This is a genomic window from Seleniivibrio woodruffii (assembly GCF_029267515.1).
GTDB classification, from domain to species: Bacteria; Chrysiogenota; Deferribacteres; order Deferribacterales; family Geovibrionaceae; genus Seleniivibrio; species Seleniivibrio woodruffii_A.
This window is the reverse complement of sequence record NZ_JAJUIS010000004.1, coordinates 79,814-94,620: the sequence shown is the minus strand read 5'-3', so window position 1 is coordinate 94,620 and position 14,807 is coordinate 79,814. Positions and strand designations below refer to the sequence as shown.

15 protein-coding genes are annotated in these 14,807 nt (G+C 47.5%); 9 read left to right on the top strand and 6 right to left on the bottom strand.

The genetic code is table 11. The features are described from left to right. Positions 1-2 precede the first annotated feature (2 nt). The 4 genes from Q7P67_RS05735 to Q7P67_RS05720 all read left to right on the top strand — a co-directional run bounded on the left by Q7P67_RS05735 (position 3) and on the right by Q7P67_RS05720 (position 3,328). The gene (locus tag Q7P67_RS05735; RefSeq protein ID WP_303850967.1) at positions 3-1,217 is read left to right on the top strand and encodes a branched-chain amino acid ABC transporter permease; all 1,215 of its coding nucleotides are present in this window, start codon (positions 3-5) and stop codon (positions 1,215-1,217) included. Between the two features lies 1 nt (position 1,218). After that, entirely contained in the window at positions 1,219-2,007 is a 789-nt protein-coding gene (locus tag Q7P67_RS05730; RefSeq protein WP_303850966.1) for an ABC transporter ATP-binding protein, read from the top strand. After that, a complete protein-coding gene (locus Q7P67_RS05725; RefSeq protein WP_303850965.1) occupies positions 2,000-2,707 on the top strand; it encodes an ABC transporter ATP-binding protein in 708 nt (235 codons plus the stop codon). Before Q7P67_RS05730 ends, Q7P67_RS05725 begins: the two co-directional genes overlap by 8 nt. Positions 2,708-2,866: 159 nt before the next feature. Beyond that, positions 2,867-3,328, top strand: coding sequence for a peptidylprolyl isomerase (locus Q7P67_RS05720; protein WP_369696005.1), 462 nt, complete (start codon positions 2,867-2,869; stop codon positions 3,326-3,328). Between the two features lie 695 nt (positions 3,329-4,023). On the opposite strand, the gene Q7P67_RS05715 is transcribed toward Q7P67_RS05720, so the two are convergent. Further along, a complete protein-coding gene (locus tag Q7P67_RS05715) occupies positions 4,024-4,356 on the bottom strand; it encodes a cytochrome c (RefSeq protein ID WP_303850962.1) in 333 nt (110 codons plus the stop codon). Positions 4,357-4,682: 326 nt separating this feature from the next. On the opposite strand from Q7P67_RS05715, the gene Q7P67_RS05710 reads away from it, so the two are divergent. From Q7P67_RS05710 to Q7P67_RS05700, 3 genes are all read left to right on the top strand, one after another. Further along, on the top strand, positions 4,683-5,267 hold the full coding sequence (locus tag Q7P67_RS05710) for a c-type cytochrome (RefSeq protein ID WP_303850961.1): 585 nt from the start codon (positions 4,683-4,685) through the stop codon (positions 5,265-5,267). 9 nt (positions 5,268-5,276) lie between these two features. Beyond that, positions 5,277-6,572 carry an NAD(P)/FAD-dependent oxidoreductase gene (locus Q7P67_RS05705; RefSeq protein WP_303850960.1) on the top strand — a complete coding sequence of 432 codons (1,296 nt, stop codon included), beginning with the start codon at positions 5,277-5,279 and terminating at the stop codon, positions 6,570-6,572. A 96-nt stretch (positions 6,573-6,668) separates the two neighbouring features. Continuing rightward, a complete protein-coding gene (locus Q7P67_RS05700) occupies positions 6,669-7,853 on the top strand; it encodes an EAL domain-containing protein (RefSeq protein ID WP_303850959.1) in 1,185 nt (394 codons plus the stop codon). Between the two features lie 38 nt (positions 7,854-7,891). Here Q7P67_RS05700 and mce read toward each other — a convergent pair whose 3' ends face one another. Genes mce through gatC form a run of 4 tightly spaced genes read right to left on the bottom strand, consistent with a single transcriptional unit; the run spans position 7,892 to position 11,597 of the window. Beyond that, entirely contained in the window at positions 7,892-8,326 is a 435-nt protein-coding gene (gene mce, locus Q7P67_RS05695; protein WP_303850958.1) for a methylmalonyl-CoA epimerase, read from the bottom strand. An 11-nt stretch (positions 8,327-8,337) separates the two neighbouring features. Then, on the bottom strand, positions 8,338-9,762 hold the full coding sequence (gatB, locus tag Q7P67_RS05690) for an Asp-tRNA(Asn)/Glu-tRNA(Gln) amidotransferase subunit GatB (RefSeq protein ID WP_303850957.1): 1,425 nt from the start codon (positions 9,760-9,762) through the stop codon (positions 8,338-8,340). Positions 9,763-9,775: 13 nt separating this feature from the next. Then, positions 9,776-11,227: an Asp-tRNA(Asn)/Glu-tRNA(Gln) amidotransferase subunit GatA gene (gene gatA, locus Q7P67_RS05685; protein WP_303850956.1), complete on the bottom strand. Its 1,452-nt coding sequence runs from the start codon at positions 11,225-11,227 to the stop codon at positions 9,776-9,778. Between the two features lie 13 nt (positions 11,228-11,240). Beyond that, complete coding sequence (gatC, locus tag Q7P67_RS05680) at positions 11,241-11,597, bottom strand: Asp-tRNA(Asn)/Glu-tRNA(Gln) amidotransferase subunit GatC (protein WP_303850955.1); 357 nt, start codon at positions 11,595-11,597, stop codon at positions 11,241-11,243. A 117-nt stretch (positions 11,598-11,714) separates the two neighbouring features. Between gatC and Q7P67_RS05675 the strand changes: the two genes are divergently transcribed. Beyond that, positions 11,715-12,659, top strand: a complete 945-nt coding sequence (locus tag Q7P67_RS05675) for a D-glycerate dehydrogenase (protein ID WP_303850954.1) — start codon at positions 11,715-11,717, stop codon at positions 12,657-12,659. Positions 12,660-12,713: 54 nt separating this feature from the next. Here Q7P67_RS05675 and lysA read toward each other — a convergent pair whose 3' ends face one another. Then, entirely contained in the window at positions 12,714-13,955 is a 1,242-nt protein-coding gene (gene lysA, locus Q7P67_RS05670; protein WP_303850953.1) for a diaminopimelate decarboxylase, read from the bottom strand. A gap of 221 nt (positions 13,956-14,176) precedes the next feature. Here lysA and Q7P67_RS05665 point away from each other — a divergent pair, with 221 nt between their 5' ends. Further along, entirely contained in the window at positions 14,177-14,806 is a 630-nt protein-coding gene (locus tag Q7P67_RS05665) for a TetR/AcrR family transcriptional regulator (RefSeq protein ID WP_303850952.1), read from the top strand. Position 14,807: the final 1 nt, after the last annotated feature.

The window sequence follows — 14,807 nt, the reverse complement described above, 5'->3', positions numbered from 1 at the left end:
GTATGGCACAGGAAATACTTAAATCGCTCAAAGCAGCACTATGGTTCATGTTTCTGACATTTCCCATAATGGTGATAAAGGTTAATACCGTTTATAAAACGATAGAATGGCGCTGGATGAATATGATTTTCATAGGCGTCGGCATATTCGTCGGTTCTTTCATATGGCGCTGGCTGCTTAACCGCAAGGACAGACCCGTCGCTAAAAAGGACTTTGTGCCTGTATCCACGCGTGTTCAGGCATATCTCGCCGAAAATCCAATGGCGAAAAGAGCGCTTCAGGGCGTTCTGCTTGCTGCACTTCTGTGCTTCCCCATTTTCATGGATGCCTATCAGATAAACATTTTCACAGTTGCTCTGATGTACATCGTTCTTGGACTCGGACTTAACATAGTTGTTGGTCTGGCGGGACTTCTCGACCTCGGATATGTAGCTTTCTATGCTGTTGGTGCATATACCTATGCGCTGCTGAACACAACCTTCGGGCTGTCTTTCTGGCTTGTGCTCCCTATTGGCGGTGCTCTGGCGGCGATTTTCGGTATACTGCTCGGCTTTCCGGTGCTTCGTCTGCGCGGAGACTATCTGGCAATCGTTACGCTCGGTTTCGGAGAGATAATCCGTCTGGTGCTTGAAAACTGGAATGATTTCTCACATGGACCCAGCGGTATCGCCGGGATAGATAAGCCGGACTTTTTCGGTCTTGAACTGAATCTTAACCAGATGACGGACGCTATTTACTATATGATGGTAGCGTTTACCATAATAACCATATTCTTTGTGGGCAGGCTCCAGAACTCCCGTATCGGGCGTGCTTGGCTGGCTCTTCGCGAGGACGAGATAGCCTGTCAGGCTATGGGGGTCGGACGTACCAGAACGAAACTCATGGCGTTTGCTCTTGGCGCGACATGGGCTGGTCTCATGGGCGTTGTGTTCGCAGCTAAGACAACATTTATAAACCCTGCGTCGTTTACATTCCTTGAGTCCGCGATAATCCTTTCAATCGTGGTTCTCGGTGGTATGGGTTCGATTCCGGGCGTTATTCTCGGCGCACTCATAATGATACTGCTGCCGGAATATATGCGCTCCTTCTCAGAATACCGTATGATAGTGTTCGGCGGGGCGATGGTTCTGATGATGGTTTTCCGTCCGCAGGGACTTGTGAGCAATTTCCGAAGGAAATACTCGTTCCACGGCGTTGACGAAAGGCTGGGCGGCTGATATGGAAAATATACTTGAAGTAAAAGGACTAACCATGGATTTCGGCGGACTTCGTGCCGTGGATTCCGTGGATTTATATGTTAAACCCAAAGAGATAGTGGCGCTTATAGGACCGAACGGCGCCGGAAAGACAACGTTTTTCAACTGTGTGACAGGCATATACACCCCGACAAAGGGCGATATACTGGTTTCTTCAAACAATGGAAGCGCTGTCCGCATTAACGGTTTCAAACCCAACAGGGTAACGGAACGCGGACTTGGCAGAACCTTTCAGAACATCCGTCTGTTCCCTAACATGACCGTTCTTGAAAACGTTATGATTGGAAAGCACTGCCGTCTCTCGGCAAAGATATTCGGTGCTCTTTTCCGCGACAAAAAGACACGTGCAGAGGAGCTTAAAGCGGCGCAGGAGTGCTACACCATACTTGAAAAGCTGGGACTTGAAAAGGCTTGCGATGAGCTTGCGAGCAATCTGCCCTATGGCGACCAGAGAAAACTTGAGATAGCTAGGGCGCTCGCCACAGAACCAAAGATGCTCCTTCTGGACGAACCTGCCGCCGGTATGAACCCGCAGGAAACTGTTGAGCTGACACATCTCATCCGCAGGATAAGAGATACGGAACAAATTGCTATCCTGCTGATAGAACACGATATGAAGCTCGTCATGAACCTGTCCGAGCGCATATATGTTATGGATCACGGACAGAAGATAGCCGACGGAACTCCTATGGAGATAAGAAACAATCCTGAGGTTATCAAGGCATATCTGGGGGAGGATATTGATGCTTGAGATAAGCAACATCAATGCGTTTTACGGAAACATTCAGGCACTGCACAATGTTTCAATAAACATAAAGCAGGGTGAGATTATAACCCTTATCGGTGCCAACGGAGCAGGAAAGACCACTACTCTTATGTCTATCAGCGGCATCGTGAACCCGAAATCGGGGGAAATCCGTTTCAACGGCGAAGTTATAAGCGGAAAAAAACCCGATAAGATAGTTCAGATGGGACTTGCACATGTACCGGAAGGAAGACATATTTTTCCCTATCTGACGGTCATGGAGAATCTTGACCTCGGCGCTTACCTGCGCAAGGACAAGGAGAACGTTAAAAAGGATCTGGAACACGTTTTCGACCTGTTCCCTAGACTGCGCGAGAGGAAAAACCAGCAGGGCGGAACACTTTCCGGTGGTGAACAGCAGATGCTTGCAATTTCCAGAGCGCTTATGGCGCGTCCGAAAATGCTGCTTCTGGATGAACCTTCTCTTGGTCTTGCCCCTCTTATTGTTAAGCAGATCTTTGACATCATCAAGCGTATCAATCAGGAGGACGGTACAACCATTTTCCTCGTTGAACAGAACGCTAACCTTGCGCTTAAAGTGGCGCACAGAGGCTATGTTATGGAAAACGGACATATAACACTTGAGGACGACGCGCAGAAACTGCTGGTGAATGAAGAGGTCAAAAAAGCGTATCTGGGGATATAAATGAAAAAACTGTTCATAATTTTCTTAGGAGTGATTTTTATCATGGCAGGAAAAGCAAAAGCGGATACACCCGTAAAAGCAAAAGAAGCAAAGCCCAAAACCACTGAGGCGAAAGCTGAAAAACCCAAAGCAACAAAACCGAAAGCGGCAAAAGCCCCTATGGTCGTGTTTGAAACGACTCAGGGCAAGATAGTTTTCAAACTGTTCCCGAAAGAAGCTCCCAAAACGGTTGAGAATTTCGTGGGACTTGTGAATAAAGGCTATTACAACGGCATCATCTTCCACCGCATCATAAAGGATTTCATGATTCAGGGCGGCGACCCCACAGGTACGGGACGCGGCGGCGAATCACTCTGGGGCGGCAAATTCGAGGATGAATTCAGTCAGCTCACGTTCAGCAAGAAAGGACTGCTCGCCATGGCGAATGCAGGACCCAACACCAACGGAAGCCAGTTCTTTATCACGACGGTGCTTACACCGTGGCTGGACAACCGCCACACAATCTTCGGTGAAGTTGTAGATGGCTACGACGTTGTTGAAAAACTGGAAAACGTTCGCACCGGATACGGCGACAGACCCGTTGAGGAGCAGAAGATTATCAAGGCATACGTTAAAAAGTAATCAAGTCCCGTAGGGCGGACTCGCTCCGCCATTACATATATAAGCCCGCATGGACTCGTTTCTGTGCGGGCTTTTTTATTGACGGTTATATGCGGCGCATTACATCGTCAGTTTTCAATTTCTCGGGTCATGTACATCAGTGTACACTCCCCCTTCGAAATAGAAAGCCTTCCTTGTCCTGCTTGCATCTAACCGCCAACAGGAGGGAGTGCGGCGCATTACGTCGTCAGTTTTCAATTTCTCGGGTCATGTACATCAGTGTACACTCCCCCTTCGAAATAGAAAGCCTTCCTTGCCCTGCTTGCATCTAACCGCCAACAGGAGGGAGTGCGGCGCATTACATCGTCAGATTTCAATTTCTCGGGTCATGTACATCAGTGTACACTCCCCCTTCTAAATCGAAAGCCTTCCTTGCCCTGCTTGCATCTAACCGCCAACAGGAGGGAGTGTGGCGCATTACGTCGTCGCTTTATTCGACAAATAGTTTAAAGTGGACTCATTCAGCCTTAGGCTAGTGCTTCTCGCGAAGACAAACGGTCGTCTCTGCGAGGAACGTCGTGACGAAGCAGCCTCTCTTTGAAGTACGATATTATTTGTGTGATGCGCTCTAAGAAGCTAACAGTAAATCAGGGCATAAAAAAAGGCGGTTCAAACGAACCGCCCCTTTTACTATTTCTGTTAGACAGAAGTATCTATTAACCGCAAGTTTCGGGCTGATCAGAGTCAGCAGCGTGGTCGAACAGATATCTGAATACGTTCTGGAAGTCTTCTTCAGTTTTGATACCTTCTTTGAATTTACCGCCGCAAGGAAGTTTAGCGCGGTTATTGAAAGCGTCTTTCCACTGAGCCTGTGTTTTTGTAGATGCACCTTGTTTCTGTGCAAGAGTTGTGCCGTCAGCGCACATAGTGTGGTATCTTTTCCAGAGTCTTTTACCTTTTCTTCCGTCGCCGCCGTTAAAGTCGAAAGCGAAAACAGTTGAAGCTGTGAAAGCCAGAGCCAGAACCACTAACATGATTTTCTTGAACATTTCAACACTCCTTATAGCAACCAATATATTGGTTTATAGTCATATTTGAAGATATCACTATGCTCACATAATTTCAAGGTTTTTTTGTATACAATATACATAAAAAAATTAAGAAAATATTGATACAATAAGGTATTAGTTAAAATATACAATTCGGATGTATGAAAGGTATCTGAGGTTTCCAAAACAGACATCATGTTTTGTGTTAAATTTTTGGTATTCGTGTAATAATATAGGTATATCTTGCAATATACAAAAATATGAGTTAAAAAAGATAAGGATAGTATTAATACTTTTTTGGTATTAAGCTAATATCGGAGGCAGATATGCAGAAACTCAGATTGTTTTATTGTGTTGTCGCTGCGGCTGTTCTTATTCCCGCCGCGGCATTTGCAGCATCGGCGGTGTCCGAGGGCGAAAGACTCGGCAAACCCTGCGCAGGGTGCCACGCCACAAACGGATACGCTCCTGGTGAGTACATCGCGCGGATTGGCGGTCAAAACCCGGAGTATATGACAAAGGTCATGAAAGAATTTGCCGCAGGCAAGCGTACCGGCAGTGTTGAGATGTCGCTTCTGGCGAAAGGCTATTCCGAAGCCGATCTTGCTGCTATCTCCGAATATTACGGCGGCAAAGCATGGAAAAACTCAGCTAACAAAATCGACTCTAAAAAATCCGCGGCAGGGCTTAAACTTGCCAAGGTCAGCGGCTGTTTCGACTGCCATGGTGCAAAGGGTGAAGGTATCGACGCTTTTCCCAGAATAGGCGGACAGAACTCCGGATACCTCTATGAGGCTCTGAAACGCTATAAAACGGATAAAATAACTTCCGAAGAGATGGCACTGGTTAAGGATATGTCCGACAGCCAGCTTGAATCCCTTGCGCAGTATTTTTCGGGCATCAGGAAATAGGGGGCGGATATGAGCATTACAAGACGTAACTTTATAAAATACACCTCTGCGGCCGTAGCCGGTGCATCTGTTTTCGGGCAGGTTAACACAGCTTCCGCAGCGACAGGCGTGATAATGCCTAAAAAAGGTAAGAGAATAGTTGTTCTCGGCGGCGGCTGGGGCGGGTGCACGGCTGCTAAATATGCAAAGATGGAAGATCCTTCCGTCGAGGTAATACTCGTTGAGAGAGACCCGAAATTCATCTCATGCCCGATAAGCAACCTTGTTATTGGCGGTCAGAAGACCATGAAGGATATCACCTTCACAAGAGATAAACTGGCAAAAAACTACGGCATAAAAATAGTTTATACCGAAGCGACCGCACTTGATCCGGTTAAAAAAGCGCTCACCACAAAAGCGGGCACTCTTGAATATGACAAACTCATCGTGTCGCCCGGTATCAGCTATGACTACGCAGCGATAGAGGGGCTGGACAACCCAGCCGCCATCAAAAAATTTCCGGCGGCTTTCAAGGCTGGAGCTGAAACAGTTGCTCTCAGGGAGATGCTGGTTGCGATGAAACCCGGCGGAGTCGTTGTTCTCGCCGTACCGCCGGCTCCTTACAGATGCCCCCCCGGACCCTACGAAAGAGCGTCTCTCATCGCGAATTATCTGAAAAAGAACAAGAAGGGTTCGAAGATAATCGTTGTTGACGCAAATGACGATGTCACTTCCAAAGGACCGTTGTTCAAAAAAGCATGGGCGGATTATTACAAAGACATTCTTGAATATATCCCTGATGCGGCTGTTACAAAGGTTGACGCTTCAACTGGCGTTATAACCACTGAGAAGGGTGAAATAAAATCAGACGTGGCGAACATCATCCCCACCATGACAGCGGGCAAATCCGCTTTCGATCTTGGGCTGATGAATAAGCCGGAGGACAAATTCGTCCGTGCGGATGCCTATACGCTTGAGTCTTATAACTTCAAAGACGTATACGTCATTGGCGACGCTACCCACAACGGCGCGGTTGGCGGCGTACCGAAATCCGGTTACATAGCGAACTCCATGGGCAAGGTTGCGGCAAGTGCTGCTGTGCGTACGCTGAACGGTCAGGAACCGCTTGCGCCTTCGCTGATAAACACTTGCTACAGTATGGTGAACGACAACGAGGCGATATTCGTTGCCGCAGCTTATAAGTACGATGCCGTGAGCAAACGTATCATCTCCGCAGCAGGCGGAACATCCCCCGAACGTTCAGTTCTCTTCGGACACCATGCCGAAGACTGGGCACTGGGAATCTGGAACGATATCTTAGGTTAATGAACAGGCGGGGCTTCGGCTCCGCCTTTACTTTATTTATCTGTAATTTGACCGTCGTTGTGTTATTATTTATGAAACTGGCGCAACGGTGGAGCTATGAATCACGAACACATCGGAAAGCTGTTCAACAGCTATCAGCTCAACGAAAAAGATAAAGAGAATATAGCGGCTGCATGGGAGCATATCAGCGGTCACGTCACGGAGTTTTCCGACGAACTGCACAGCCATGTTATGAACTTTGAACATGCCAGAGCATTCCTCAAAAACGATGCGGAACTCGCATACCACAAGCAAAAGATAGAATACTGGCTTGTTCAGCTTTTTTCCCGCGCGTACACTTCGGAATATTACGATTACCTTGACCATATAAATAAACTGCACAAACGCATCGGGCTTCCGCCCAACTACATAAATTCCACCTTCACGTTTATCAGAAGGTTCATAAGGAACAGGATAAGCGGCGCCGGTGAATCCGTTTTGATCGATTCAGTGGAAAAACTCATAGATATCAATCTGGAACTGCTCAGCACACACTATGCCGGAGAGGATTTTGAGGCGGTGTTGTCCGATATCAGACTGTTTCGCGAGTCGCTGGATAAGGGCTATGTTGTGCCGTTTGCACAGCCTATTTTTGATGCGCAGACCCTTGAAATTGCGGGTTATGAGTGCCTGTGCAGGATAGATCATCCCCAACGTGGCATCATTCCGCCGTTCAGATTTCTGGAGGTAGCGCGCCAGATAGACATGTACAGCGACATCACGCGCATAATGTTCGAAAAATCGTTTGCCTTCTTCTGCGCAACGGAAAAGACGTTCTCGCTCAACGTAGCGTTTTCGGATATCAGAGATGCTGAAACTTCCGCTTTTATATGCGCCATAATAGAAAAATATGTGCCAAAGCAGAGACTTATCATCGAGATAGTAGAGACGGAAGAGCTGGAGGTCAACGAGATAATCTATGACTTCTGCAAAAAGATGCGTGGATACGGTGTTTTGATAGCTATTGACGATTTCGGCTCCGGCTTTTCAAACTTCAATAATATCAGTAAAATATCGCCGGATTTCATCAAGATTGACGGTTCGCTGATAAAGGATATAGAGACGAATTTCATAAACAGGGCTGCCGTTGAGGGTATAGTTACCACCGCGGCAAAGCTGAACATCAGAACTGTGGCTGAATACGTTCATTCGGACATTGTTATGAAGATTTGCCGGGACATGGGCATAGATAAGCTGCAGGGATTTCATCTTGGCAGTCCCGTCCGCCTGACGGATATATAAAAAAACGGAGGCTTTAAACACCTCCGCTCCATAGTTTTTTAGTGGTCGTGGGTTCCGCAGCCGCATGAACCGCAGCAGCCGTCCATCGAAAGCTCAGTGAGCACGCCGTTTACACTTTTGGGGTGCACGAATGCAACCTTTTTGCCGTGCGCGCCGTCCATAGGCTCTTCGTTGATGAGTGTCGCACCGTCAGCTTTCAGCTTTTTCAGTGCTGTTGTGATGTTTGCAACGGAATAGGCGATGTGGTGTATTCCCTCGCCCTTCTTCTCAAGGAATTTTGCGATGGGGCTTTCGGGGCTTGTGGGTTCAAGGAGCTCTATGTTGCTTTCTCCTACCTTAACGAATGCAACCTTAACTTTCTGGCTCTCAACTTCTTCGTAGTGATAGGGTTTTATTCCCATCGTGACGTAGAATTTCGTAGCCTCATCAAGATTTCTTACGGCTATACCTATGTGGTCTATCTTCTCAAGCATACAAATCACCTCTAGCTTGTCAATTTTTTAAGCAGGGGAGCAACTACAGCGGGGTTTGCCTTGCCTTTGGATGCTTTCATTATCTGACCCATGAAAAATCCCTGAAGTTTGACCTCGCCGCCTTTAAATCTTTCTGTTTCCGCGGGGTTAGCGTCCAGCACCTGTTTAACGATTGCTTCCAACTCGTCTTCGTTGCTGTTCTGGACAAGCCCTTTTTCGGCAACGATATCTGCGGGTTTTTTACCTGTTTCGGCAGTTTCGTCAAAAACCTGTTTTGCTATGTTTCCGCTTATTTTGCCTTCGTCTATGAGTTTTACTATCTCGGCAAGGTTTTCAGGCGATATGCCCGCCTCAAAGATAGTGCACTGTTTGTCGTTCAGTCTGCGCATCAACTCGCCCATTATCCAGTTGCAAACGGCTTTGGGGTTGTTGTGTGCTTTGACAGCCTGTTCGAAGTATTGTCCGTACGCTTTGGCGGAGACGAGGAAGTCCGCGTCCATTCCGGACAGCCCGTATTCGCTCATGAAGCGTGCGAGCTTCGCGTCGGGCAGTTCAGGCATCCATGCCTTGAGGTCGTCGATGAATTTGTCTTCAAGGACGATTGGCACAAGGTCGGGATCCGGAAAGTAACGGTAGTCGTGTGCGTCCTCTTTTCCGCGCATGGAGGCGGTTATGCCTGTATCCGCGTTGAAAAGGCGCGTCTCCTGAACTATTTTTCCGCCTTCGTTCAGAACTTTTTCCTGACGTTTCTGCTCATATTTGATAGCTCTTTCAACGTTTCTGAAAGAGTTTACGTTCTTTATCTCGGCGCGTGTGCCGAACGGCGCGTTTGAATCGGGGCGGATGGATACGTTTGCATCGCATCTCATGGAGCCTTCCTCCATGTTGCAGTCGGAAACCTCAACGTATTCAAGGATGGTCTTGAGTTTCATGAGGTATGCCTTCGCCTCCTCCGCGCTGCGCAGGTCGGGTTCGGAGACTATCTCCATAAGGGGGGTACCCGTGCGGTTAAGGTCAACAAGGCTGCATCCCGCTTCGTGGTTCAGCTTGCCGGCATCCTCCTCGATGTGTATACGGGTGATGCCGATGCGCTTCTGTGTGCCGTCCTCAAGCTCGATATCGATGTATCCATGCTCACAGATAGGCAGCTCGTATTGTGAAATCTGATAAGCCTTGGGCAGGTCGGGATAGAAATAGTTCTTTCTGGCGAACACGCTTTTGCTGCGTATCTGACAGTTAAGCGCCAGTCCCGCCTTAACGGTGTATTCCACCACTTTTTCGTTGAGTACGGGGAGAACGCCGGGCATACCCAGACAAACGGGGCATACGTTGGTGTTCGGCTCCGCTCCGAATTTATTTGAACAGGTGCAGAAGATTTTGCTGTCGGTTGACATCTGCACGTGTACTTCAAGTCCTATTACGGGTTCATAGCTCATCTTTTATATCCTATTATTTCAGTTTTTCGGGCATAACGGGCAGTTTCGCCTGTTGTTCAAAAGCGTATGCGAGGTTGTAAAGTCTTCCCTCGTCAAAGTATTTACCGAGAAGCTGTACGCCCACGGGCATACCGTCCGCTCCGAATCCGCAAGGCATTGAGAGTCCGCAGCCGCCGTAGAGGTTCAGCGATATGGTGTTTATATCGCTGAGGTACATCTGGAGCGGGTCACTCATCTTCTCACCCGCTTTGAAAGCTGTTGTGGGTGATGTGGGGCAGATTATCGCGTCAACTTTTTCGAAAGCGTTCACGAAATCCTGCTTGATCAGGGTTCTGACCTTCTGTGCCTTGATATAGTACGCGTCGTAGTATCCCGCGCTGAGAACGTATGTACCAAGCATGATGCGGCGTTTGACTTCGTCGCCGAATCCCTGTGAGCGGGATTCATAGAACATATCTTTAAGGTTGTCCGCGTCCGCTCTGAAACCGAAGCGGATACCGTCATAGCGTCCGAGGTTGCTTGATGCCTCCGCGGTTGCGATGATGTAATAGGTTGCGACTGCATATTCAGTGTGGGGCATACTGATTTCGACTATCTCACAGCCCATGCCTTCGTATGCTTTGATGGCTTTGTTGACACACTCGCGTACGTCCGGCGCTATGCCTTCTGCGAAATATTCTTTCGGAACGCCGATTTTCATGCCTTTAACGTCGCCTGTGAGGTATTTTGCGTAATCCTCCTGCGCAACGTTAAGGCTGGTTGAATCTTTTTTGTCATATTTTCCGATAACGGAGAGTATCGCCGCGTTATCGCTGATGTTTGATGTCATGGGACCTATCTGGTCGAGAGACGACGCGAACGCGATAAGACCGAAACGTGAGACCCTGCCGTATGTAGGTTTCATACCTGTGATGCCGCAAAGGGATGCGGGCTGACGTATCGAACCGCCTGTGTCGCTGCCGAGGGCGAAGGTTGTAAGTCCTGCCGCAACGGAAGCCGCCGAACCGCCGGATGAACCGCCGGGAACGCGTGACGTGTCCCACGGGTTGCGTGTCTTTTTGCGGTATGCGGTTTCGTTGGAAGAACCCATTGCGAACTCGTCCATGCTCAGTTTGCCGAGGCAGAGGAAGCCTGCATCCTCAAGGAGCTGCGCCGCAGTACCCTGAAACGGAGGCACGAAGCCCTCCAGAATTTTCGAGCTGCAAGTGGCCGGCATATCTTTTTGGATGATAAGGTCTTTCAGCGCCATGGGGATACCTGCGTAAACGGGCAGGGTCTCGCCTTTGGCACGTTTTTCGTCAACGGCTTTCGCCTGATTGATAACGTTTTCGTTTATGTAGTTGTATGCGCAGATTTCGCCGTCGTATTTGCTTATCCTGTCCAGATAAAACTGCGTAAGCTCTGCGGATGAAAATTCTTTTTTGTTGAGAGCCTCTGAAAGCTCTTTCAGTGTTTTTCCCAGCATCTTTTTTAACCCCTTACTCTATCACTTTGGGAACGCGGAACATTCCGTTTTCGGACTGGGGCGCGTTTCTGATTGCGTCCTCGTTTGAAAGTGAGGCCTCCGCCTTGTCCGGGCGTGTTACGGTATAGATATCCAGCGCGTGTGATGTGGGTTCTATATTGTCTGTGTTCAGTTCGTTCAGCTTATCAATGTAGCCTAAAATGTTGTTCAGGTCGTTTGTGAATCTTTCCGCCTGTTCATCGTCAAACTTGAGTCTGGCGAGGGTTGCGATGTGCAGTACATCCTTTTTTGAAACGGTTTGGGACACTTTGCATACCTCTATGGTTTTAATGAGAAATGATATTATGACTTTCTTTCGTTTATTTTTCAAGTTTGATGTTGGTTATTATAATGTAATATGCGAAATTAATAATGAGTTTGCCGCACTGCTCTGCGGTTTGCAAAGAAGTCTTTGTTCGGAAGCAAACTTTCTGTTCATGGGGGCATTATGAAAATATTGGTTACGGCGAAACTGCCGTATGACGTTAAAAAGCATCTGGCGGGACATGAAGTTGATTACAACGACAGTGAGAGCGGGCTTACGCCTGCACAGCTCGCCGAAAAGGCGAAGGATGCGGACGCGGTTATCAGTATGCTCAGTGATAAAATAACGCCTGAATTTATCGACGGCTGTCCGGAACTGAAGGTGGTTGCCAACTATGCCGTCGGTTTCAACAATATAGACGTTGCATATGCAAAGAGCAGGGGCATAACCGTCTGCAACACTCCGGACGTACTGACACAGGCGACTGCGGAGCTTGGTTTCAGCCTTATGATGGCAGCCGGAAGGCGCATTGTGGAATCAGACAAGTTTACCAGAGCCGGAAAATTCCACGGCTGGAAATCGGATATGATGCTTGGAGTGGATTTCTTTGGCAAAACAATCGGAATATTCGGGTTTGGACGCATCGGTCAGGCAGTGGGTAAAATGGCATCGGGCTTCAATATGAATATTCTTTATAATGCGCGCACAAGAAAGTTTCAGCAGGAACTGCTGACCGGTGCAGTAATGGCAGATTTTGACGAACTTGTTTCAAAGTCGGATTTTGTTGTGATAACTGCTCCGTCAACGCCCGAAACAAAGCATAAATTCACGCTGGAAACGTTTAAGAAGATGAAAAAGACCGCAGTGCTGGTGAATATCGGCAGGGGTGAGATTATAAAAGAGGCTGATCTTGCGGAAGCTCTGGAGCAGAAGCTGATTTTTGCTGCGGGACTGGATGTTTACGAGTTTGAACCAGCCATTGAACAGCGTCTTTTTGCACTGGACAACGTTATCCTCGCACCTCATATAGGCAGCGGCACGACAGACACCAGAAGCGCTATGGGCGCTCTCTGCTGTGACAGCATATTGAGCGTTTTTGAAGGTAAAACACCTCGCAACGCACTGTAATATATAAAAAATGCCGCGCCAGTTTCATACTGACGCGGCTTCTTTTTTAAGGTTCTAAAATTTCAGTGTGGCGAACAGGTCGTCGTAAGTTTCCGCGCGCCGGATCATCTCGACGCTGCCGTCCTCTTTCAGAAGCAGTTCGGCGGAGCGGAGTTTTCCGTTATAGTTGAAGCCCATTGCGTGTCCGTGTGCGCCTGTGTCGTGGATTACCACTATGTCGCCCTTATTTATTTCAGGCAGTTTTCTGTCCACGGCGAACTTGTCACAGTTCTCACAGAGCGAACCGACGACATCGTAAACACGGTCTGCCGGGGCGTTCTCTTTGCCCATGACTGTGACGTGGTGATATGCTCCGTACATACCGGGGCGCATCAGGTTTGCCATGCTTGCGTCCACGCCCACGTATTCCTTATATATATGTTTTTCGTGTACGGCTGTTGTCACAAGGTATCCGTAAGGTCCTGTGATGACCCTTCCGCACTCAAGGTAGATATAGGGTTTCAGACCTTTGGAAGCCAGAATATTTTCGTACTGAACTCGAATCTTTTCGCCCAGTTCTTCAAGGTTCACCTCACTATGTTCGGGTTTATAGGGGATGCCTATTCCGCCGCCGAGGTTGATGAACTCAAGGTCAATACCGATCTTTTCAGCTATTTCAGCAGCCATTTCAAACAGGATAACCGCCGTTTCGACGAAATAATCTACGTTAAGCTCGTTTGAAGCCACCATTGTGTGCATACCGAAACGTTTACAGCCTTTTTCCTTCATAACCCTGTAGGCTTCAAACATCTGTTCGCGTGTGAGACCGTATTTTGCCTCTTCCGGTGCGCCGATGATGGAGTTTCCGCCTTTGAGCGGTCCGGGGTTATAGCGGAAACAGATGACTTCCGGCAGTGTTCCGCACGATTCTTCCAGGTACTGAATGTGGGTAAAGTCGTCGAGGTTGATTATAGCGTTTTGTTCGAATGCCTTTTTGTATTCGCTTGCGGGTGTTTCGTTTGATGTGAACATTATCTGTTCGCCTGTGATCCCCGTCATATCGCAAAGAAGAAGCTCCGCCATAGAGCTGCAGTCTGCACCGAAGCCCTCTTTGTTCAGCACTTTCATGATGCTGGGGTTGGGCAGTGCCTTAACAGCGAAATACTCCTGAAATTTCGGTGCCCATGCGAAGGCGTTTTTGAGCCTTTTTGCATTTGCAATTATCGCCTTTTCATCATAAATGTGAAATGGCGTGGGATATTTTTCGATGATCTTTTCGATCTGATCCTTGGTAAACGGTACTTTTTTTTCTGACATATCACTTTCCAAAGTAAAATTTTTACACCCTAACATACAAAGCATGGTAATTCAACGGTTAATAGGAGTGGTGAGCATATGCTGAATCTGGTATACTTAAAAATATTAAGGTTATGTTCAAATTATTCTTGTGATTTTTTACCATAATGATACAAAAATGGTGGAAAATAGCTTGATTATAGTATACTATTGTTTAATACGTTTGTTTAAAGGTGTCAAAATTGAAAAAGAATGCAAAACAGAAAATACTTGAAGCAGCAATGGACGTTTTCGGAGAGCAGGGTTTTCGTTCCGCAACAGTGCGTGAAATATGCAAAAAGGCAGGAGTAAACATTGCTTTGGTAAATTACCATTTCAAAAGTAAAAAACTGCTGTATTTTGAACTTTTCAACGCCATATCTACCGATATCGACGGAAGATATCCCCTTGAAAAGTTTGTTAAGCCGGATATGACGAAGGAAGAGAAACTGAAAGGGCTGATAATTATGCTTGTCAGCAGGTTTTTCGGTCCCGACGGACTTTCCAGCTCGAAATCAAGACTGAAGCTGGTGAACCGTGAGATGCTGGAACCCACAGACGTCATGGAGGAGACCATACTTCAAAAGATGGCGGAATTTAAAACGGCAGGCAAAGAAGTTTTCAGTGATTTTCTTGGCGAAGATATTTCCGATGAAACGACTAATATGCTCATGATCAGTATCGTCGGTCAGTGTGCGTATCCCATGTTCTCCACCGAACTTCTCAGAAAAGCAGGACTCATTACTTTACCCATGAACGAATTCTGCAAATTGCTTGCCGGACACGTTTATGAATTCAGTCTCAAGGCTCTGGAGAATATGCGGAGTAAATAAA

Coding starts and splice junctions, on each gene's coding strand:
- Q7P67_RS05730 (WP_303850966.1), top strand. CDS start 1,219: ATGGAAAATATACTTGAAGTAAAAGGACTAACCATGGATTTCGGCGGA.
- Q7P67_RS05715 (WP_303850962.1), bottom strand. CDS start 4,356: ATGTTCAAGAAAATCATGTTAGTGGTTCTGGCTCTGGCTTTCACAGCT.
- Q7P67_RS05700 (WP_303850959.1), top strand. CDS start 6,669: ATGAATCACGAACACATCGGAAAGCTGTTCAACAGCTATCAGCTCAAC.
- Q7P67_RS05720 (WP_369696005.1), top strand. CDS start 2,867: ATGGTCGTGTTTGAAACGACTCAGGGCAAGATAGTTTTCAAACTGTTC.
- mce (WP_303850958.1), bottom strand. CDS start 8,326: ATGCTTGAGAAGATAGACCACATAGGTATAGCCGTAAGAAATCTTGAT.
- gatB (WP_303850957.1), bottom strand. CDS start 9,762: ATGAGCTATGAACCCGTAATAGGACTTGAAGTACACGTGCAGATGTCA.
- Q7P67_RS05675 (WP_303850954.1), top strand. CDS start 11,715: ATGAAAATATTGGTTACGGCGAAACTGCCGTATGACGTTAAAAAGCAT.
- Q7P67_RS05710 (WP_303850961.1), top strand. CDS start 4,683: ATGCAGAAACTCAGATTGTTTTATTGTGTTGTCGCTGCGGCTGTTCTT.
- Q7P67_RS05735 (WP_303850967.1), top strand. CDS start 3: ATGGCACAGGAAATACTTAAATCGCTCAAAGCAGCACTATGGTTCATG.
- Q7P67_RS05725 (WP_303850965.1), top strand. CDS start 2,000: ATGCTTGAGATAAGCAACATCAATGCGTTTTACGGAAACATTCAGGCA.
- lysA (WP_303850953.1), bottom strand. CDS start 13,955: ATGTCAGAAAAAAAAGTACCGTTTACCAAGGATCAGATCGAAAAGATC.
- gatA (WP_303850956.1), bottom strand. CDS start 11,227: ATGCTGGGAAAAACACTGAAAGAGCTTTCAGAGGCTCTCAACAAAAAA.
- Q7P67_RS05705 (WP_303850960.1), top strand. CDS start 5,277: ATGAGCATTACAAGACGTAACTTTATAAAATACACCTCTGCGGCCGTA.